Consider the following 17,924-nt stretch of genomic DNA (forward strand, 5'->3'; position numbering starts at 1 on the left):
AGGAACATGTCTTCAACTGCGGTAGCGATCGGCACCGGCCGCGTCGTCCGGGTCATCGGCCCGGTCGTCGACGTCGAGTTCCCCGCCGACGCGATGCCCGAGATCAACAACGCGCTCAACGTCGACGTGACACTCGGCGCGGAGACCAAGACCCTGACCCTCGAGGTCGCCCAGCACCTGGGTGACAACGTGGTCAAGACCATCTCCATGCAGCCCACCGACGGCCTGGTGCGCGGCGCGGCGGTCACCAACCTGGGCACGCCCATCCTGGTGCCGGTCGGCGACGTCACCAAGGGCCACGTGTGGAACGCGCTGGGCCAGTGCCTGGACGCCCCCACCGCGTCGCTGGAGATCACCGAGCGCTGGGGCATCCACCGCAGCGCTCCGCCCTTCGACCAGCTTGAGTCGAAGACCGAGATCCTGGAGACGGGCATCAAGGTCATCGACCTCCTCACCCCGTACGTCAAGGGTGGGAAGATCGGTCTGTTCGGTGGCGCCGGTGTGGGCAAGACGGTGCTCATCCAGGAGATGATCACCCGTGTCGCCCGTAACTTCGGTGGCACCTCGGTGTTCGCCGGTGTCGGCGAGCGCACCCGTGAGGGCAACGACCTCTGGGTGGAGATGGACGAGGCGAACGTCCTCAAGGACACCGCCCTCGTGTTCGGCCAGATGGACGAGCCCCCGGGCACCCGTCTGCGGGTCGCGCTGTCCGCGCTGACGATGGCGGAGTACTTCCGCGACGTGCAGAAGCAGGACGTGCTGCTGTTCATCGACAACATCTTCCGGTTCACCCAGGCCGGTTCCGAGGTCTCCACGCTGCTGGGCCGCATGCCGTCCGCGGTGGGCTACCAGCCGACCCTGGCCGACGAGATGGGCCAGCTGCAGGAGCGGATCACCTCGACCCGCGGTCACTCGATCACCTCGATGCAGGCGATCTACGTCCCCGCGGACGACATCACCGACCCGGCGCCGCACACCACGTTCGCCCACCTGGACGCGCGTACCGTGCTCTCCCGGGCCATCACCGAGAAGGGCATCTACCCGGCGGTCGACCCGCTGGACAGCTCCTCCCGGATCATGGACCCGGCGATCATCGGCCGCGAGCACTACGACGTGGCCCAGAACGTCATCGGGATCCTGCAGAAGTACAAGGAACTCCAGGACATCATCGCGATCCTCGGTATCGACGAGCTGTCCGAGGACGACAAGGTCACCGTCCAGCGCGCCCGGCGCATCGAGCGGTTCCTGTCGCACCCGATGTACGTCGCCGAGCAGTTCACCGGCCAGCCCGGTGTGACCGTTCCGCTCGACGAGACCGTGGCCTCGTTCAAGGCCCTCACCGAGGGCAAGTACGACCACATCCCCGAGCAGGCGTTCTTCATGTGCGGTGGCGTTGACGACGTCGAGAAGAAGGCGAAGGAGCTCGCCAAGTAAGGCGGTCTCCGGCCGCCGGGGCCGGGTGTCCGGGCCCGGCGGCCCTTCTTGAAGAGGAGAGAGCACTATGGCGATCAGAGTCGCCCTCGTCTCGCCCGAGCGCGAGGTGTGGGCGGGCCAGGCCGAGATGGTGGTCGCGCAGACCATCGAGGGTGAGATCGGTATCCGTACCGGCCACGCCCCGGTGCTGGGCGTCCTCGTCGACGGCAGCGTCGTGAAGATCTTCCCCGAGGGCGGCGAGGTCATCGTCGCCGCGGTCGGCAGCGGGTTCTTCTCCGTGGCCGACAACGAGGTGTCGGTGCTGGCCGAGCAGGCCGAGCTGGGCGCCGAGATCGACCTGGCCGAGGCACGTGAGGCCCTCGCCACGGCGCAGGCCGCGGGCGACGGGGACAACCCGCAGGCCGTGGCCGAGCGCCGGGCCCGGGCCCGGCTCCGCGCGGCCGGCGCGGACGTCTGAGAGCAGACCGGCAGTGGGCGAGCACCTGGCAGAGATCACCGGCTGGGTGCTCGTCGCCGTCGTACTGGTCGTTGTCGCCCTTTTTGCGGTGATGACGCTGCGGCGGTGGCTGCTCGAGCTGGGCGGCGGCACCGTCGAGTGCAGCCTGCGGGATCTGGCGGGCACGGGCGTGTGGCGGCTGGGGATCGGCCGCTACCAGGGTGACGAGTTGCAGTGGCACCGGGTCTTCGGGTTCCGGCGTCGGCCCCGGATGGTGATCCAGCGGCGCGGCCTTGTGGTGCTGGGGCGGCGGACCCCGTCCGAGGAGGAGGCCGAGGCGCTGGCGGGCGACGCGGCCATCATCGAGGTGCGCAGCGGCGACGCGAAGGTGGAGCTGGCGATGTCGCTGGGGGCGCTCACCGGGTTCCTCGCCTGGCTGGAGTCCTCGCCGCCCGGCTGGCCCGTGGACCTGCCTTCGGGCGCGTGAGGCGGCGGGCTCTACGCTTGCGCGTATGAGCCGTGAAGACGAACCCGTCGTCCTTTCCCAGATCTACACCCGGACCGGTGACGACGGCACCACCGGGCTCGGCGACATGAGCCGGACGGCCAAGACCGACCCGCGCCTCGCCGCCTACGCGGATGTCGAGGAGGCGAACGCGTTCCTCGGGGTGGCGCTGGCTTCCGGGGGGCTGGCCCCGGACGTCGCGGCGGTGCTGCGACGCGTCCAGAACGACCTGTTCGACGTCGGGGCGGATCTGTCCACTCCCGTCGTCCCGGATCTCGGCTACGAGCCGCTACGCGTCACTGAGGCTTACGTGGAGCGTCTTGAGGCGTGGTGCGACGAGTACAACGCGCCCCTTCCGACGCTGCGGAGCTTCATCCTCCCCGGCGGCGACCTCACGACCGCCCACCTGCACGTGGCCCGCACCGTTTCCCGCCGCGCGGAACGCTCCGTCTGGGTCGCGATCGAGGCACACGGCGACTCCATGAACGGCCTGACGGCCCGCTACCTCAACCGCCTCTCCGACCTCCTGTTCATCCTGTGCCGGACGGCCTCCGGCGGCGACGACATCCTCTGGAAGCCAGGCGGCTGACGGGCTTACACGGACCGGGCCATCAGCACGTCGTCCACATACCGCCCGTCAATATAGAACTCCTCCCGGAGAATCCCTTCGATGTGGAACCCGGCCTTCGCGTAGAGCCGCCGCGCCCCGGTGTTCACCGACAACACCCGCAACGTGACCCGCCGAGCCCCCTGCCGCCGCGCCTCGGCACAGGCCGCCTCCACCAACGCCAGCCCCACCCCCGTCCGCCGCACGTCATGATCCACCCCAAGCCCCTGGATCTGCCGCACATGCGCCGCACTGGCCACCAACACCGGCTGCACCAGCCGCAGATACCCCACCACCCTCCCCCCAAGCTCCGCCACCAGAAAATGCTCCGGCAGATGAAACCTGTCAAAAAAGTGCGGCCCCACCCCGGGCCGAGGCCCCGCCGAACTCTCCCCCGACCACGTCCGCCGATCGAGGTCCGCCAGCACCCTCTCGTCCTGCGGCCGCGCCTTCCTGATCACCACTCCACTCACCCCCCCAGTCTGCCGCCCCCACCCACCCCACACACACCAGACGAAAGGACCACCCGACCCTCACAGACAGATCGCGATGCCACCGCGCAAGCCATCCGGCGGGTGCGTCCAGGCGAGGAAAGATCGCGGACGGGGGTCGCCGCCTCGTAGGAGGTTCGCGTTGGGGTGTCATACGTGACGCCGACGGTGGACGGCGAGTATCTCCCGCACGGCCTCGGTCACGAGGGTTGCCGCTGGAGCAGCAGCACCCGCCCGTCACGCTGGACGCCCGCCCCGACGACGACCCGCTGAACCCCGTCCCGCCCGGCGAACCCGACGAGCCGATCCAGACCAAAGAACCTCAGCCACGCCGTCCCTCCAGAAGATCACGATGATTCCCGGTCACCTTGCGGAACGCTTCGACATAGCCTTTCGCCTGCTGGAACTCATCCTGCCTGCACCACACGGAAAGCCTTAGCGTGTCGCGATGGAACCCCTCAGCCTGCGGGAAATCCCCTTGCCCGTAGGAGAACGCCCCCGGCGGTCGGGGCAGGATAGGCGCTTAAAGGTTCGTGAGCTTCGCGGCGAGTTTGGGGGTGGGGGCATCGGAGTGGTCGCGCCAGGCGAAGCCGGAGACTTCTTCGTATTGGAGGGAGACTTTGGGTTCGTTGACGTGGAAGGCGTAACGGAAGTCGGCGTGCCAGTGTTCGGGTTCGCCTTTGGCCGGGTTGGCGGGGATGGTGTGGACGTCGATGTCCATCGGGGTGACGTCGTGTCCGGGCGGCGAGATGGCGCTGTGCCAGGAGATGCCGGTCTCTTCCTCCAGTTCTCGGAGCGCGGCCTGGATCAGGCTGCCGTCTTCGGGTTCAAGGTGGCCGCCGGGTAGGAGCCATTTGCCGAGTGCGTTGTGTTCGATGAGCAGGAGTCGCCGGTCGTCGTCGATGACCACGGCGCCGCAGGTGACATGGCCGCCCTCGAAGGTGTGACGGCTGGTCAGGTCCCCGGCGTCGCCGTTCAGCGCGTCCAGGAGGCGCGCGAGGTGTTCGGCCTCACCGGGGTGGGCCGCCAGGTAGCGAGTGACGATGGCGCGGATCTCTTTGTGCTTGACGGTCATGTCGTCCTGTCGAAGTGGTGGAGCCACAGTTCGGCGATGCGGCTTCGTCCGGTTTTGTCCAGCTCATGCAGCCCTGGTTCCAGGCGCTCGCTCCCAGCCAGTACGGCGAGCGCGGCCAGGATTTCGGCTTGGACCAGGAAGATGAAAGCACCGACGGATGCGCCGTGCAGGAAGTTGACGGCGTTGCCTCCGGCCAGCACGTAGAAGTAGTGGCCTGTCCGGGAGTATCGGGTGATGTGGTCGCCGTTGGGGGTCCGTGTGTAGAGGGTGTTCAGGGTGTCGAGTTCCAGTTCGTCGTCCGAGCTGGTCACCGAGGCGATGTAGGCGCCGTTGGCGATGGAGGCGAAGTCGTCCTCGCGGAGCGAGAGGTTTCCGGTCGCGCAGATGACGAGGCCGGCTCCGGTCAAGGCGGTGCGGAGGGTGTGGGTGGTCCGGAAGCCTTGGGAGAGTGCCTGGGTGCGTTTGACGGGGTCGTGGTCGTAGATGGTGGCGGTGACGTGTTTGGCGTGGAGCATGGCGGCGATGGAGCGGCCGATTTTTCCGTAGCCGATGACGGTGGCGTTTCGGCCGTTCAGGATGTCGCCTCGGGTTCGGATGAGGGCTTCGGTGCTGAAGGTGATGGATTGGCCGACGAGGAAGTCTTCGGGGTCTTTGAGTGGGGAGCGGGCGACGCTGAAGACTGGGCATGGCAGTTTCTCCAGGCTCGCGTACCGCTGGTGGCCGTTCTCGGTGTCCTCGACCACGCCGATCAGTTCGCCGGAGAACCGGGCGCACACGTGTGTGAGTGTGGGGGCGAAGTAGCCTCCGACGTCCAGGAGGATGAGTCGGCGGCCGGCGGCACGGGACTCCAGGAACTGCAGAACCGCGTCAGGGTCGCTGAACCGTTGCCGGTCGAGCGGATCGACCTTCATCAGGTTCGCCACGACGGCTTGGGCGGTGTGGTCGATGGACTTGGGTTTGGGGAGCACGGACGCGATGTCACAGACCCGGCCGACCGCGCGGAGGAACGTCGGCCGCTCCGCCAGCAGATGCGTGATGACCACGCCCGACACATCGTCGTTGGGGGTGGGGGCGACCTTGCCGAAGAATGATTCGACGCGGCTCACCTCGAAGTCTTCGAGCACCGTGCGGCCTCCTAGGCACACGCAGGGGGAGGGGACATTCACCGGTCCGCGCTTCGAGGGGTCAGCACGTAGGCGACGCGTTCGGCGGCGGCAGCATCCATCGCCATGCCAGCGACGGTAAGAAGGCCGTGGCCCAGGAGGCCATGGGTAAGGACGGCATCGAGTCTCCAGTGGGGTCGTTGTCTGTGACGACTCTGCCGAGAGCACCCGCTCCGGCTCCACTGGTGTGACCAGGTGTGGCGGGGGTCGTTACAGTTCGTCGCGTGCGGATGCGATCAGGGCTTGGGCCTGGTTTCCGACGACCGTCATCTGTGCGAGTCGTTCGAAGGTCCGCCCGTAGACGGCGATCTCTGTGGGGTTGGTGACGGTGATGAGGGCTGTGACGGACTCGATGGAGACTTGGGCGTCGTCGTAGATCCAGAACGACTCGGGTGGCCAGATGACGCGCTCGGTGTTCGCGGGGATCACGCCGAGGGACACGTTCGGGAGGCGGGACGCCTTGATGAGCCTGTCGAGTTGTTCGGCCATCACGGCGGGGTCACCGTAGCGGGCTCGGAGTGTGCTCTCTTCGAGCACGAACGCGAACGTCCGGCCTGTGGACAGGACCCGTTGCCGGTCCATCCGGGCGGCGACGGCTTCGGCCAGGTCGTCCGTCGGGGTTCCCCGGAACTCGGCGATGAGCCGCAATAGGTGCTCGGCGTAGGCGGGCGTCTGCAACAGGCCGGGGATGATGCCGGGCTCGTAGATCCGGAATCGTCGTGTTCGCTCCCACAGGGGCACCCACGCCTGCTGGAGCTGCCGCAGACCGCCCCGGTGCAGGCGCGTCCACTCCAGGTACGCGCCCTTGACGTTCCGTAGCACCGCCAGCAGTTCGGGGACCTGCTCGGCGGCGCCGCAGGCGGTACACCAGGCTCTGATGTCGGCGGCGCTGGGCAGCCTGGCCCCGTGCTCGATCTTCGATACCTTCGTGTGCCCGCGCCAGCCGATCACGGCGGCCAGCGCGGACGCGGTCAGCCCGGCGTCGAGGCGGAGTTCGCGGAGCCGGTCGGAGAGGTCCTGGAGGGCGCGCTGCGCGGATGAGGACGGGGAAGCGGCCATGGTGGGGAGTGCTCGGCGGTCAGGTGCTGGACCTGGTGTACTCCGCGTTGTCGATGCCGCGTTTCCAGGCGGCCTCGAACGACTCGGCGCAGAACGCGATCACCTCGGCGTCGGTGCACCATTCCATCGAGACGGGGACCCCGTCCCCGCTGAAGTGGTTCCAGATGAGCACCTCGTCGTCGAAGATCCAGAAGTCGTTCGCCGGGAACTTCAGATCGCACGCTTGCGCCCTCGGTAGCCAGCGGGTGGCTTCGCCCGCGTGCACGTTCGTGAAAGCCGTGTCGAGCAGGAACCGGGTGTACTCGCTCAGCGGCTCCGACACCACGCGCAGGCGGCGCACCTCGACGCCGCGTGCCGTCGCCTCCTGGATGACGGTCAGCCACGGCCGCCACCAGGACGCGGGGTCGGCGGGGTCGTCCCGGTGTCCGGCCTTCCACGCCGTGTAGCCCTTGTCCTCGCGGGAGACCGCGTAGCCGTCCCTCAGCTCCAGGTGGATCGCCGACCTGGTCGAGGCGGCGAACAGGGGCGGGAACTCAGGCTTCGCCGGATCGGTCGCCGTCAGCAGCGGCGCGGCGTTCGTAGGCATTCACGATCTCCTTGAGAACAGGCAGCATCTCCGGCGGCCAGGCGATCACCGTCTCATGCGCCGGGGGCACCGCCCCGTGGTCCGCCGCGCACACCGCCGCCAACCCCTCAAGGACGGCCCGGTCGAGGACGGTCGGGCCCTGCAACATCAGCCGCCCCGTTCCTTCCTCTAGCCATGCCGTCGGAGACTGGCCATCCTGCGATCCGGGCAGATGCCCGATCAGACGGAACGGTACAGACATACTGCCCTCCAGGAGGGGGACACGATCGGATATGCCTCCCCTGGCCTCGGCAGGTTGCGTCATCCCCAAACTCCAACGGGCCGGAGACGGCCATCCCGACCCCTCGGGACAGCGGTGCCACTTTCGGCTTCAGCGGCGACCGGGCGACGTTGAACGCCGGGGAGGTTTGTTTACGGCTTGGGGGTGCCGTGTTCTAGGTAGAGGGTGGTGTTGTTGGTGCGGGCGGTGGTGGCGTGGTGGAGGCGGCGGGCTAGGCGGTCGATGGTGAGGGTGGTGGCGTGTTCGACGGGGTGGAATTCGATGGTGGCGATCTCGGCGGGGTCGAGGTGGATATTGGTGAGGTGGGTGTTGGTTAGGGTGCCGCCGTCGAAGATGTAGAGGAGTTTGTCGCCTTCGGTGGGGTTGGGGGCCCAGTCGGTGAGGAGTAGGCGGCCGATTGGGGGGGTGATGCCGAGTTCTTCGTGGACTTCGCGGATGGCGGCCTCGTGGGGGGTCTCGCCTTGTTCGACGTAGCCGCCGGGGATGTCTCGGTAGTCCTTGTAGGTGGGGACTACTAGGAGTATCCGGTCTTGGTGGTCGAAGAAGAGGACTCCGGCGGCTACGACGGGCCGGGCGAAACTTGCGGTGGGGTCGCTGGTCACGGCTTGGCTTTAGGGGTGGTTGTTTCGTTGGGTGGAGATGCGGCGGCCCCGGCTGGTGGAGCTGCCGGGGCCGGTGGGGAGGGGTATTTACAGTTCCAGGGTGCCTGACTTCACGTGGTTGATGAGGCCGGTGAAGGAGGTGCGGGTGAGTGTCAGGTGTCCGGCGTTCGGGTGCTTGCTGTCCCGGATGCCGATCTGCGTGGAGACGTCGCCGACTTCTACGCACTGGCCCGTTTGGCCGCCGCTGTGGCTGGACTTGCGCCAGGCGACTTCCACGCACATGCCGCTGTCGCCGCCGCTGTAGCTGGACTTGCGCCACTGGGTGAACGTCGTCGTCGTGTTCACAGTTCCTCCAACGCCTTTCGGATCGCGGCTCCGGAGTCCTCGGCGGTGAGCGCGTTGGACCGGATCAGCTCGAACAATATGCCAAGTTCCGCGACGTAGTTCGCGTCGTCGACGAGTTGCCCCTTGCCGCCCGCCATCTCCGCGTAGCCGAGGTCCGCCTCGCCCGGCGACGATAGCAGCGTGAACGAGCCCTCCGGGCAGATTTCAGCGGCCTCCGGCACGATGTGGACGTGCACGTGGGGCAGCTCGGCGAGTTCGAGCAGCCGTTCGAGCTGCCCGCGCACCACGTCCCGTCCACCGAACGGACGGCGCAGCACCGAGGCGTCCAGGAGGGCGACGACTGCGGGCGGCTGCTCCCGCGCCAGGAGTTCCTGCCGCCCTACCCGCTTCTCGATGAGTTCTTCCAGCCTGGTCGGCTGCGCGCCGGGGGCGAGGACCGCCCGTGCGTACTCCGGCGTCTGGAGCAAGCCCGCCACCACGAAGTTCTGGTAGATCCGGATCATGCCCGCTTCGGACTCGGCGTCCGTGTACTCCTCGAATCCTGCGGGGAGGCCGGGCTCTTTCAGGATGAGCGGGAAGAGGGGGGCGAAGGTGTGGTCGAGGCTGAACGCGCCGTCGAGTGCTTCGAGGTTCTTGAGGGTCGGGCGTCGCTGCATGGTCTCGAAGCCGCTTACGAGGCTCTTGCTCACGTGGATTCTTCGCCCGAGGAAAGCCTGAGACCAGCCTCTCGCCTCTCGCAGCCTTTTCAGGTGATAGGCGAGGTAAGCGCGGGCCGATTCTGACGGGTCGATCGTCGGCATCTGGGGGGTCCTCTCGGGTTCCACACCGGGTTGTGGACACGCGCCGTCACTCGTGTTCACGTCTCTGTGGCGAACTTTAGCCATGCGGCCGGAGGCTTGAGGCGAAGACGGGAAATCCCGACCTCTGGAGATGGCGGTGGCTTTCGACCGGCCAAGACGCCACAGGGCAGAGGCCGTCACGGATGTTCCTTTTGTGATTCAAGAAAGGGAGTGCGTGCATATGTCGATGCGTGGGTTTTCCGCCGTGAATCTGGCGCGTTGGGGTGTTGTGCCGTACATCACGGCGTGGTCGTCGGAGGAGACGTCGCCGGTCGCGGTGGTGGTTCGTGGTGGGCGGATCGCGTATGCCGACGAGAGGGCGGAGGACCGTGATGGTTCGGGGGTGTTGTGGACGCGGATCGGGTTCAGCCCCGGCGTCGGGGTTCCGGAGTTCAAGTCCGTCCATTTCTTCCGGCAGCGGGAGGCGATGCGCCGTCTGCTGTGCCAGGTGTGCGGCACGCCCTGCGGTAAGAGCGGGTTGTGGATGCTGTCGCAGGAGGAGTACGAGAGCGCGGACGGCCCGTGGCCCGCGCCCGTCATGACGGCGCATCCGCCGGTGTGTCCGGGGTGTGTGGAGCGGTCGGCGCGGCTGTGCCCGCACCTGCGTCGGGGGTACGTGGTGCTGCGTCCCCGGCGCGTCGCCCCGGCCGGGTTCTCGGGCATGCTCTACCGGCCCACCCGGGCCGGTCTGGCACCCAGCGACGCCACCATCGCCCACAACGACCCCCGCACCCGCTGGCTACGCGCGACCCAACTCCACGTCCAACTGGAGGACTACGACGTCATCAGCCTCGGCAACATGATCATCACCGACCCCAGAAGCGCGACGCTGCGTTCGACCGGGTGAGTGTGGTGGATCGGGCGTGGGCCGGGGGGAGGGGGTGGGAGACTGGGGGGTATGCGTTTGGTGATTGCTCGGTGTTCGGTGGACTACGTGGGGCGGCTTACGGCGCATCTGCCGTTGGCTACTCGGCTGGTGTTGATGAAGGCCGACGGGAGTGTGTCGATTCACGCGGATGATCGGGCGTTCAAGCCGTTGAACTGGATGAATCCGCCGTGCAGTGTGCGGGAGGAGGGGTTTGAGGAGAACGGGGCCATCGCTCGGTGGACGGTGACGCACGGGAAGTCGGGGGAGCAGCTCATTCTGACGATCTTCGAGATCCTGCATGATCATCGGCATGAGCTCGGGGTGGATCCGGGGCTGCAGAAGGACGGGGTGGAGGCGCACCTGCAGGAGCTGCTGGCCGAGCACATCACGACCTTGGGGGACGGGTACCGGCTGATTCGGCGGGAGTACCCCACGGCGATCGGGCCGGTGGACATCCTCTGCAAGGACGCCGGGGGCGGGACGGTCGCGGTCGAGATCAAGCGGCGCGGGGAGATCGACGGGGTGGAGCAGCTCACGCGGTATCTGGAGCTGCTGAACCGGGATCCGCTGCTGGCGCCGGTGCGGGGGGTGTTCGCGGCGCAGGAGATCAAGCCGCAGGCGCGGGTGCTGGCGCACGACAGGGGAATCGACACCGTCACGCTGGACTACGACGCGCTGCGCGGGATCGAACGGGACGGGACGCTGTTCTGAGCGTTCCGCTCGATCCCGCGCTTCGCGTCTGTCACAGGTCGGGCGTGAAGGAGTAGGTGTACTTCGCGTAGTGGGACCGGGTGCCCGGCACGTACACCCGGTAGGTGCGGTTGTCGCGCAGCACCCAGCCGGTCTGGCCGAACCGGTCGGTGGTGCGGCACGAGGTGGTGCGGAAACGGCGTTGGCCGCCGCTGCGGTACTGGCGCTGCTGGAGACAGACGGTGGCACGCCGCAGCACCTTGTTGGTGCCGTCGCGTTTCAGGGTGACCTCGAGGACGGAGCGGTCGCGGCGGTAGTCGCGCAGGTCCAGGTCGACCGCGACGCGGTAGCGGCGGTAGTTGGGCAGCGCGGGCGCGGCCGCGCGGTTCATCGGGACGGCGAGGGCGCCGACGGTCTGCGGCGCTGTCTCGACCGTCGCGGTGCTCTCGACCGTGGCCGCGGTGTCGGCGGCCGTGGGCGGCGGGGCCGCGGGGATGGTGGAGGTGGACGCGAAGGCCGTCGGGGTCGCCGCCAGCGTCGCCGCGGCCGTTGTCGCGAAGAGCATCTTCTTGATCATGCATCCTCCCGGATAGATCGTTATCGTGTGACCTGTCCGAGAGCGGTGCCGATAAATCGCTGTGTCGCGCTTCTCCTTGGTCAATTATCGGGCAAACACGCGCTTTATCGGAAATGGTATGTCTGGTTTGTCGGGCTTAATGGGAATTGCTGGTCAGGGCCGGGTGTAGGGGACGCCGACCCGCGCGTGCGCCTCCTCGATGGCGCGCTGCCGCACCCCCCACCGCAGCGTCCGGGTGAGCACCTGCCCCGCCGCGCGCGCGGCGAGCGGGTCGAGCGGGGTGCGCGGCTGGAGGCCCAGTAGGCGCTTCGCCCAGGGCGGCAGCAGGTCGGTCGCGGCCCTGCTGACGAGCCGGGTCGCCGCGCGCGACTGCGCGTCGCCGCCGACGGGCGAGCGCAGGAACCGGATCGTCTCCAGCGTCTCCTCCGAGACGGTGAGGCGCGGCCGCATGTCGGCGAAGTAGTCGGCAACGTCGGCGCGCGATTTGGGTACGTCGGTCGCCCCGAGCATCTCCGAGACGACGGAGTACTGCCCGAAGTACTCGTCGACGCCCTTCCCGTCCAGCGGCTTCGGGTGGTAGCGCAGGTGCGCCCGGACGGCCTGGGCCGACTGGGTGACGCCGGTCCAGATGATGTCGGCGGAGCTCGTCGCCGAGTAGGGGCGGCCGTCGGGCATGGTGCCGTGGACGCGCTTGTGCATCGCGCGCACGATCCCGACGAGTTTCTCGGCGACCGGGGTCGCGCCGAACGACACGCCGCGCACGAAGCTGCTGGTGAACCCCAGGCGGCGCAGGGGATCCTCCAGGTAGTTCGAGTGCTGGTTGGTGCCGTGCGTGACGGGTTCGTTGAGCGCGCCGAGCAGCAGGCCCGACACGCCGCCGAGGACGCCGGAGGGGTCGGCGTGCAGGTACCAGACGGCGGAGCCGGGGCCGAAGAGCCCGGGGTCGCCGACGGGCTCGGTGTACTGCTCGCCGGGCAGGTGGGCGGCGGCCAGGGTGGCCCAGTAGGAGTCGTCGATCCGCTTCCGCAGGTTCATAAGCACATACTTACGGATCGTTGAGACAAATAGCAAGCGTTGTCTCACGGCTAGGCTGGGGGACATGACCTCCCCGTCCGCCGCCCCCGCCGCCCCGGCCGCGCGCGCCTCCACCGAGCAGCGGATCATCGACGCCGCCGAGGAGTGCTTCGCCAGGGTCGGGGTCGCCAGGACGACGGTAGAGGACGTGGCCCAGGCGGCAGGGATGTCCCGGGCCACGCTCTACCGGAACTTCTCCGGCGGCCGCGACGAACTGATCCTCGCCGTGTTCCTGCGCGACGTCGGCCGCTTCCTGGACGGGCTCACCGCCCGGGTGCCCGAGCGGTTCGACCCCGCCGACGCGGTGGTGGCCGGGGTGCTGGACGCCGTCCGGTTCGTCCGCGACGAGCCGAAGTTCGCCGCCCTGTTCGTCCCGGACGCGGTCGGGCACACGCACAAGGCCGTCTCGCACGCCTCACAGCGGGCGCTCGACCTGTGCGCGGAGAAGGTCGAGCCGTACTTCCGCGCGGCGCGCGACGCGGGCCTGTTGCGGGCCGAACTCGACGTGTTCGGCACCGTCGAGTTCCTGTTCCGGCTCATCGCCTCGCTCAGCCTCGCCCCGCTGGACCGGCCGGACGCCGAGACCGCGAAGTTCCTGCGCACGTACGTGGTGCCCGCGCTCGTCCCGGCCGCGACGCTCTGACGTGCGGGTCCCCGAGTTATCCACAGGGCCGGATCCGGAACGCGCGCGGGACGGGTAGCGTTCGGCTCGTGAGTCAGACACAGCGCCGCTCGAACCGGGGGATCAGCCCGGTGTTCCTCGGCATCGCGGCCTTCACCGTCCTGTGCGGCATGCTCGCCTGGGGCGCGGGCGACGAGGCCAGCCAGCCCGCGCGCCTGGCCGTCTTCGGGTTCGTGCTGGGCGGCTGGATCGTGTCGCTGTGCCTGCACGAGTTCGGGCACGCCGCGCTCGCGCACCGCTTCGGCGACCACTCGGTGGCCTCGCGCGGCTACCTGACGCTGAACCCCCTCAAGTACACCGACATGACCCTCAGCATCGTGCTCCCGGTGCTGTTCCTGCTGCTCGGCGGCATCGGCCTGCCGGGCGGCGCCGTCTGGATCGACAGGGGCGCCATCGCGGGCAGGATCCGGCACAGCCTCATCTCCTTCGCCGGGCCGGCGGCGAACCTGCTGTTCGCGGCGCTGTGCGGGGTGGCCCTCCAGCAGTGGGCGGGCGCCGACGACCTGCTGGAGGTGCTCAGCGGCGAGCACGGGGTGTTCTGGACGGCGGTCGCCTACCTCGGCTTCCTCCAGGTGACGGCCGCGGTGCTCAACCTGCTCCCGGTGCCGGGGCTCGACGGGTTCGGCATCTGGGAGCCGTATCTGCCACGGCGGTTCGTGCAGAGGGTCGCGCCTTACGGCATGTACCTGTTCCTCGGCCTCATCGCGCTGCTCTGGATCCCACCGATCAACCGGGCGTTCTTCTCGCTCGTCTACGGCATCACCGGCTGGTTCGGCATTCCGGGCGACCTCGCCCGGATCGGGCACTCCCTCTTCCTCTTCTGGAATCTTTGACGCCTCCGCCCCCGCCCGTCCCGCTTATCCCTCCCGTCCTATCCGCCCCACCCGCCCTGTCCACCCCATCTGTCACATATGTCCCGCTCGTCCCATCCGGCACGGGGGTTTCGGCCCGGGCGGGTTGGTCATGCCAAGGTTACGGGCGGGTAAGCGAAAGGTCTCGTTCCGTGGCCCGGCGCACTGGACGTCTCCCAAAAAGGTGATTAGCGTCACCTGTGGACACTCCGGCGGAAGGAAGCCACACGCATGTCCCTTGACGTCTCCCCCCAGTTGCTCGAAAGGGCACAGCAAGGTGAGATCGACGACGCAACGTTCGTCGAGTGCATCAGGACCTCCCTCCCGTACGCGTGGGATCTGATCAGCGGGCTGGTCGCCGACCTCGAGGTCGCCGGAGGCGACTTCGCCGACAACCAGACCCCGCCACCGGACGAGCAGGCGCGCGGGCAGCTCCTGCGAGTCCTGGCGAGCGACGCCATGCGCGGCAGCATCGAGCGCTACTTCGGCGTGAAGCTCGCCTTCCAGAACTGCCACCGGGTGGCGGTCTTCCCCAAGGGGGAGGGCACCGCCTACCGGCAGTTCGTCACCGCACGGGAGCAGATCCTCAACCAGCAGCCGCACCTGCGCGACTGCTGACCGTTTCGCGGAGCCTCGGCAGCACTTCCCCGCCGAGGCTCCGCACCGTTTCGGCGACCCGCCCGGCGTCCGCCGAGCACTCCACGAGCAGCACCACCCGTCCCACGTCGGGCAGGGCGCAGGCCCGCGCCAACGCCTCCGCGCAGTCCTCCGCCGTGCCGACGGCGTGCATCCCGGCGAGCTCCGCCGCGTACTCGGCGGCGTCCCTGACGTGCCGGGGCCGCCCGTCCACCGGCACGTAGCCCGCGAGGCCGGGCCCCATCCAGCGCGGCAACTCCTCGGTGACGGTCCGCCGCGCCTCCTCCCGCGTCCGGCCCACCCACGCGACGCCCGTCGTGACGTGCCCGGCGCGCGGCGGCCCGCCGAACTCCCGGTACCTGCCGACGGCAGCCGCCTTCTCCGCGTCGCCGACGTGCATGCCGAGCAGCATCGGCAGGCCACGTTCGGCCGCGAGCCGCTCGGACGCCGGGCTCGTCGCGGCGAGGAACACCGGGGGCGGCGTCTCGGGCCGTGGCAGCAACGGCACCTCGCGGAACCGGAAGAACGCCCCGTCGGCCGCCACAGAGCCCCCGCCGTCCAGGGAGGCGAGCAGGAGGTCCAGGGACTCCGGAAAACCCGTCTCGTAGCGGCTCAGGCCCGTCCCGAGCACCTCCAGCTCGCGCCACGGCCCGCCCCTGCCCACCCCGAGCAGGAACCGGCCGGGCGCCAGCGACGCCAGGAGCCGCGCCTCCTCGGCCAGCGCGACCGGATGCCGCGACGGCAGCACCGCGACGGCGGTGCCCACCGCGATCCGTGACGTCGCCGCCAGCAGGTGCCCGGCCAGCACCGTCGCGGACGGGCACACGCCGTAGGTCATGAAGTGGTGCTCGGCGAGCCACACCTCGTCAAAACCGGCGTCCTCGGCGGCGCGGGCGAGCGCGACGGTGCGGGCGAGGGCGGTGGTGGAGGACTGGCCGGGCCACTGCCCGGCGGGGAGGAAGAGTCCGAAGCGCATGGTCCCTTGCCTTCCCCGGGAAGGGCGTCTGGGAGACTTTCTCCCAGGCGCTGTCGAGAAGAGGAACGGTTATGGCTTTCGGCAAGGTGGGCGTGGTAGGGCTCGGCACCATGGGCGCGGGCATCGCCGAGGTGCTGGCGCGCGGCGGGATCGACACCGTCGGCATCGAGGTGAACGAGGCGGCGCTGGAACGCGGCCGGACCACCGTGGAGAACTCGACGGCGCGCGCGGTGACCCGGGGCAGGCTCACCGAGGAGGCGCGTGAGCAGATCCTCGGCCGGTTGACGTTCAGCACCGACTTCACCGACCTGGGCGACCGCGACCTGGTGATCGAGGCGGTGCCGGAGCTGATCGACCTCAAGGCGAAGGTCTTCGCCCAGTTGGACAAGGTGTGCCGTCCCGACGCGGTGCTGGCGACCAACACCTCGTCCCTCTCGGTGACGGAGATCGCGGGCGCCACGACCCGGCCCGAGTCCCTCGTGGGTGTGCACTTCTTCAACCCGGCCGTGGTGATGAAGCTTGTGGAGATCATCTACAGCGAGCGGTCGCGGCCCGAGCACGTCGAGGCCGTGACGTCGTTCGTGCGCGACCTCGGCAAGGTGCCCGTGACGATCGGCGACCGGGCCGGGTTCGTCGCGAACCGGCTGCTGTTCGGGCTGCTCGGCCCGGCCGCCCAGCTCGCCGAGACGGGCGTCGCCAAGGAGGACATCGACGCCTCCCTCAAGGAACTCGGCCTGCCCATGGGCCCGCTCACGCTGATGGACCTCATCGGCCTGGACACCTGCCTTGAGGTGTTGGAGTCCATCCACGCCGACTCCGGGTCGCCCCGCCACGAGCCCGCCGGGCTGCTGCGCAAGCTGGTGAGCGAGGGGTCGCTCGGCCGCAAGTCCGGTGGCGGCTTCTACACCTACGACCGGGCGGGCTCCGGCACCGTCGTCGCGCCCGTCGAGGGCACCGCGTCGGCGGAGGTCGCCGAGCAGCTCTACGGCCCGTACCTCCAGGACGCCGCCGAGATGGTGAAGAGCGGCTACTGCACCGCCGACGACGCCGACGCCGCGATGACGCTCGGCTGCGGCTTCCCCGTCGGCCCGATCGCCGCCCTGCGCGAACGCGGCACGTGGCAGGACTGACGACCGACGCTTAGGCTCGAACCCATGGCCCGCAAGAACAGGCGGGACGACGGCGGCGCCCGTCCCCTGTCGTCCTTCGGCGTGCAGGAGACCCGGAGCGAACCGGACGGCGAGTGGCACGTGCGCACCGTCTCGGCGGCTGCGGCGGTCAAGAGCTACCGGTGTCCCGGGTGTGAGCAGCTCATCCCGCCCGGGACCCCGCACCTCGTCACCTGGCCCGCCGACCGTGGCGGCCCCGACGACCGCCGCCACTGGCACCGGCCCTGCTGGGCGTCCCGCCTGCACAGAAGACCCAGAAGGTGACATGACCACGGAGATCAGGGCGGCCACGGTGTTGGCGGCGCGGCGGCAGGACGTCGTGCTGCACACGTCGGACGGGCTGGAGTTGGTGGGGGAACTGGCGCTCCCGGCGGACCGGGAGCCGGTGGCCACGCTCGTCTGCCTGCATCCGCTGCCCACGCACGGCGGGATGATGGACAGCCACGTGCTGCGCAAGGCGTCCTACCGGCTGCCCGCGCTGGCGGGGCTCGCCGTGCTGCGGTTCAACACACGCGGCACGACGTCGGAGCGCGGGACGTCACAGGGCGCGTTCGAGGAGGGCGAGGGGGAGCGGTTCGACGTCGCGGCGGCGCTGGAGTTCGCCGAGTACCACGACCTGCCCCGGGTGTGGCTCGTCGGCTGGTCGTTCGGCACCGAACTCGCGCTCAAGTGGGGGCTCGACCCCTCGGTGGAGGGCGCGATCCTGCTGTCGCCGCCGCTGCACCGCGCCACCGACACCGACCTGGACGCCTGGGCCGCCGACGGCCGCCCGCTCGTCGCCCTCGTGCCGGAGCTGGACGACTACCTGCGCCCGGCCGAGGCCGTCCAACGGTTCGCGCGGGTGCCGCGAGCCGAGGTCGTCGGGGTGCCGGGGGCCAAGCACCTGTGGGTGGGCGAGCCGTCCGTGCGGATCGTGCTCAACGAGATCGTCCAGCGGGTCGTGCCGGAGGCGTGGCCGCTGCCCGTCTCCGTCTGACGG

At 69.3% G+C, this 17,924-nt stretch carries 24 protein-coding genes; 12 read left to right on the forward strand and 12 right to left on the reverse strand.

Annotated features, from left to right (window positions below):
- Positions 1–6 precede the first annotated feature (6 nt).
- From atpD to LO762_RS19340, 4 genes are all read left to right on the forward strand, one after another.
- Complete coding sequence (atpD, locus tag LO762_RS19325; protein WP_230617012.1) at positions 7–1,434, forward strand: F0F1 ATP synthase subunit beta; 1,428 nt, start codon at positions 7–9, stop codon at positions 1,432–1,434.
- Between the two features lie 67 nt (positions 1,435–1,501).
- On the forward strand, positions 1,502–1,891 hold the full coding sequence (locus tag LO762_RS19330; RefSeq protein ID WP_230617014.1) for a F0F1 ATP synthase subunit epsilon: 390 nt from the start codon (positions 1,502–1,504) through the stop codon (positions 1,889–1,891).
- Positions 1,892–1,904: 13 nt separating this feature from the next.
- Positions 1,905–2,357 carry a DUF2550 domain-containing protein gene (locus LO762_RS19335; RefSeq protein ID WP_230617016.1) on the forward strand — a complete coding sequence of 151 codons (453 nt, stop codon included), beginning with the start codon at positions 1,905–1,907 and terminating at the stop codon, positions 2,355–2,357.
- Positions 2,358–2,382: 25 nt separating this feature from the next.
- Positions 2,383–2,964, forward strand: coding sequence for a cob(I)yrinic acid a,c-diamide adenosyltransferase (locus LO762_RS19340; protein WP_230617017.1), 582 nt, complete (start codon positions 2,383–2,385; stop codon positions 2,962–2,964).
- 5 nt (positions 2,965–2,969) lie between these two features.
- Here LO762_RS19340 and LO762_RS19345 read toward each other — a convergent pair whose 3' ends face one another.
- The 9 genes from LO762_RS19345 to LO762_RS19385 form a co-directional block, all read right to left on the reverse strand.
- Positions 2,970–3,455 carry a GNAT family N-acetyltransferase gene (locus LO762_RS19345; RefSeq protein ID WP_230617018.1) on the reverse strand — a complete coding sequence of 162 codons (486 nt, stop codon included), beginning with the start codon at positions 3,453–3,455 and terminating at the stop codon, positions 2,970–2,972.
- A gap of 541 nt (positions 3,456–3,996) precedes the next feature.
- A complete protein-coding gene (locus LO762_RS19350; protein ID WP_230617020.1) occupies positions 3,997–4,548 on the reverse strand; it encodes an NUDIX hydrolase in 552 nt (183 codons plus the stop codon).
- Positions 4,545–5,672, reverse strand: a complete 1,128-nt coding sequence (locus LO762_RS19355) for an adenosylhomocysteinase (RefSeq protein ID WP_230617022.1) — start codon at positions 5,670–5,672, stop codon at positions 4,545–4,547. Before LO762_RS19355 ends, LO762_RS19350 begins: the two co-directional genes overlap by 4 nt.
- Positions 5,673–5,921: 249 nt before the next feature.
- Positions 5,922–6,770, reverse strand: a complete 849-nt coding sequence (locus tag LO762_RS19360) for a helix-turn-helix transcriptional regulator (protein WP_230617025.1) — start codon at positions 6,768–6,770, stop codon at positions 5,922–5,924.
- Positions 6,771–6,789: 19 nt separating this feature from the next.
- Positions 6,790–7,356 (reverse strand): DUF6879 family protein, encoded by a 567-nt coding sequence (locus tag LO762_RS19365; protein WP_230617027.1) that lies wholly within the window; start codon positions 7,354–7,356, stop codon positions 6,790–6,792.
- On the reverse strand, positions 7,304–7,597 hold the full coding sequence (locus tag LO762_RS19370; protein ID WP_230617029.1) for a hypothetical protein: 294 nt from the start codon (positions 7,595–7,597) through the stop codon (positions 7,304–7,306). Before LO762_RS19370 ends, LO762_RS19365 begins: the two co-directional genes overlap by 53 nt.
- A gap of 170 nt (positions 7,598–7,767) precedes the next feature.
- A complete protein-coding gene (locus tag LO762_RS19375; RefSeq protein WP_230617031.1) occupies positions 7,768–8,238 on the reverse strand; it encodes an NUDIX hydrolase in 471 nt (156 codons plus the stop codon).
- Positions 8,239–8,325: 87 nt separating this feature from the next.
- On the reverse strand, positions 8,326–8,583 hold the full coding sequence (locus LO762_RS19380; RefSeq protein WP_230617033.1) for a DUF397 domain-containing protein: 258 nt from the start codon (positions 8,581–8,583) through the stop codon (positions 8,326–8,328).
- Complete coding sequence (locus tag LO762_RS19385) at positions 8,580–9,467, reverse strand: helix-turn-helix transcriptional regulator (protein ID WP_308104188.1); 888 nt, start codon at positions 9,465–9,467, stop codon at positions 8,580–8,582. The genes LO762_RS19380 and LO762_RS19385 overlap by 4 nt, the downstream gene beginning before the upstream one ends.
- 160 nt (positions 9,468–9,627) lie before the next feature.
- Here LO762_RS19385 and LO762_RS19390 point away from each other — a divergent pair, with 160 nt between their 5' ends.
- On the forward strand, positions 9,628–10,269 hold the full coding sequence (locus LO762_RS19390) for a hypothetical protein (protein WP_230617037.1): 642 nt from the start codon (positions 9,628–9,630) through the stop codon (positions 10,267–10,269).
- A 51-nt stretch (positions 10,270–10,320) separates the two neighbouring features.
- The gene (gene nucS, locus LO762_RS19395; RefSeq protein WP_230617039.1) at positions 10,321–11,001 is read left to right on the forward strand and encodes an endonuclease NucS; all 681 of its coding nucleotides are present in this window, start codon (positions 10,321–10,323) and stop codon (positions 10,999–11,001) included.
- 31 nt (positions 11,002–11,032) lie between these two features.
- Here nucS and LO762_RS19400 read toward each other — a convergent pair whose 3' ends face one another.
- Together LO762_RS19400 and LO762_RS19405 are read right to left on the reverse strand one after the other, a co-directional pair.
- Positions 11,033–11,557 (reverse strand): hypothetical protein, encoded by a 525-nt coding sequence (locus LO762_RS19400; protein WP_230617041.1) that lies wholly within the window; start codon positions 11,555–11,557, stop codon positions 11,033–11,035.
- A 153-nt stretch (positions 11,558–11,710) separates the two neighbouring features.
- Entirely contained in the window at positions 11,711–12,592 is an 882-nt protein-coding gene (locus LO762_RS19405) for an oxygenase MpaB family protein (RefSeq protein WP_230617043.1), read from the reverse strand.
- A 64-nt stretch (positions 12,593–12,656) separates the two neighbouring features.
- Between LO762_RS19405 and LO762_RS19410 the strand changes: the two genes are divergently transcribed.
- The 3 genes from LO762_RS19410 (at position 12,657) to LO762_RS19420 (ending at position 14,782) form a co-directional block, all read left to right on the forward strand.
- Positions 12,657–13,274 carry a TetR/AcrR family transcriptional regulator gene (locus tag LO762_RS19410; RefSeq protein WP_230617045.1) on the forward strand — a complete coding sequence of 206 codons (618 nt, stop codon included), beginning with the start codon at positions 12,657–12,659 and terminating at the stop codon, positions 13,272–13,274.
- Between the two features lie 68 nt (positions 13,275–13,342).
- Entirely contained in the window at positions 13,343–14,146 is an 804-nt protein-coding gene (locus LO762_RS19415) for a site-2 protease family protein (protein ID WP_230617047.1), read from the forward strand.
- Between the two features lie 249 nt (positions 14,147–14,395).
- Positions 14,396–14,782: an SCO5389 family protein gene (locus tag LO762_RS19420; RefSeq protein WP_230617049.1), complete on the forward strand. Its 387-nt coding sequence runs from the start codon at positions 14,396–14,398 to the stop codon at positions 14,780–14,782.
- On the opposite strand, the gene LO762_RS19425 is transcribed toward LO762_RS19420, so the two are convergent.
- Complete coding sequence (locus LO762_RS19425; RefSeq protein WP_230617051.1) at positions 14,751–15,776, reverse strand: LLM class flavin-dependent oxidoreductase; 1,026 nt, start codon at positions 15,774–15,776, stop codon at positions 14,751–14,753. The two genes, LO762_RS19420 and LO762_RS19425, sit on opposite strands and share 32 nt — an antisense overlap.
- A 71-nt stretch (positions 15,777–15,847) precedes the next feature.
- Here LO762_RS19425 and LO762_RS19430 point away from each other — a divergent pair, with 71 nt between their 5' ends.
- From LO762_RS19430 to LO762_RS19440, 3 genes are read left to right on the forward strand one after another with little or no spacing between them, the layout of a single operon-like run.
- On the forward strand, positions 15,848–16,906 hold the full coding sequence (locus tag LO762_RS19430; protein WP_230617053.1) for a 3-hydroxyacyl-CoA dehydrogenase: 1,059 nt from the start codon (positions 15,848–15,850) through the stop codon (positions 16,904–16,906).
- Positions 16,907–16,930: 24 nt separating this feature from the next.
- Complete coding sequence (locus LO762_RS19435) at positions 16,931–17,209, forward strand: ATP/GTP-binding protein (RefSeq protein WP_230617055.1); 279 nt, start codon at positions 16,931–16,933, stop codon at positions 17,207–17,209.
- A 1-nt stretch (position 17,210) separates the two neighbouring features.
- Entirely contained in the window at positions 17,211–17,921 is a 711-nt protein-coding gene (locus LO762_RS19440) for an alpha/beta hydrolase (RefSeq protein WP_230617056.1), read from the forward strand.
- Positions 17,922–17,924 lie beyond the last annotated feature (3 nt).

The sequence above is a fragment of the Actinocorallia sp. API 0066 genome (assembly GCF_020991275.1).
Lineage (GTDB): Bacteria > Actinomycetota > Actinomycetes > Streptosporangiales > Streptosporangiaceae > Actinocorallia.

What these genes read in the sequence shown, in the direction of transcription:
- LO762_RS19360 (WP_230617025.1), bottom strand. Translation starts at nt 6,770, where the DNA reads ATGGCCGCTTCCCCGTCCTCATCCGCGCAGCGCGCCCTCCAGGACCTC.
- LO762_RS19385 (WP_308104188.1), bottom strand. Translation starts at nt 9,467, where the DNA reads ATGGCTAAAGTTCGCCACAGAGACGTGAACACGAGTGACGGCGCGTGT.
- nucS (WP_230617039.1), top strand. Translation starts at nt 10,321, where the DNA reads ATGCGTTTGGTGATTGCTCGGTGTTCGGTGGACTACGTGGGGCGGCTT.
- LO762_RS19350 (WP_230617020.1), bottom strand. Translation starts at nt 4,548, where the DNA reads ATGACCGTCAAGCACAAAGAGATCCGCGCCATCGTCACTCGCTACCTG.
- LO762_RS19425 (WP_230617051.1), bottom strand. Translation starts at nt 15,776, where the DNA reads ATGCGCTTCGGACTCTTCCTCCCCGCCGGGCAGTGGCCCGGCCAGTCC.
- LO762_RS19405 (WP_230617043.1), bottom strand. Translation starts at nt 12,592, where the DNA reads ATGAACCTGCGGAAGCGGATCGACGACTCCTACTGGGCCACCCTGGCC.
- LO762_RS19430 (WP_230617053.1), top strand. Translation starts at nt 15,848, where the DNA reads ATGGCTTTCGGCAAGGTGGGCGTGGTAGGGCTCGGCACCATGGGCGCG.
- LO762_RS19435 (WP_230617055.1), top strand. Translation starts at nt 16,931, where the DNA reads ATGGCCCGCAAGAACAGGCGGGACGACGGCGGCGCCCGTCCCCTGTCG.
- LO762_RS19340 (WP_230617017.1), top strand. Translation starts at nt 2,383, where the DNA reads ATGAGCCGTGAAGACGAACCCGTCGTCCTTTCCCAGATCTACACCCGG.
- atpD (WP_230617012.1), top strand. Translation starts at nt 7, where the DNA reads ATGTCTTCAACTGCGGTAGCGATCGGCACCGGCCGCGTCGTCCGGGTC.
- LO762_RS19410 (WP_230617045.1), top strand. Translation starts at nt 12,657, where the DNA reads ATGACCTCCCCGTCCGCCGCCCCCGCCGCCCCGGCCGCGCGCGCCTCC.
- LO762_RS19420 (WP_230617049.1), top strand. Translation starts at nt 14,396, where the DNA reads ATGTCCCTTGACGTCTCCCCCCAGTTGCTCGAAAGGGCACAGCAAGGT.
- LO762_RS19400 (WP_230617041.1), bottom strand. Translation starts at nt 11,557, where the DNA reads ATGATCAAGAAGATGCTCTTCGCGACAACGGCCGCGGCGACGCTGGCG.
- LO762_RS19330 (WP_230617014.1), top strand. Translation starts at nt 1,502, where the DNA reads ATGGCGATCAGAGTCGCCCTCGTCTCGCCCGAGCGCGAGGTGTGGGCG.
- LO762_RS19365 (WP_230617027.1), bottom strand. Translation starts at nt 7,356, where the DNA reads ATGCCTACGAACGCCGCGCCGCTGCTGACGGCGACCGATCCGGCGAAG.
- LO762_RS19440 (WP_230617056.1), top strand. Translation starts at nt 17,211, where the DNA reads ATGACCACGGAGATCAGGGCGGCCACGGTGTTGGCGGCGCGGCGGCAG.
- LO762_RS19370 (WP_230617029.1), bottom strand. Translation starts at nt 7,597, where the DNA reads ATGTCTGTACCGTTCCGTCTGATCGGGCATCTGCCCGGATCGCAGGAT.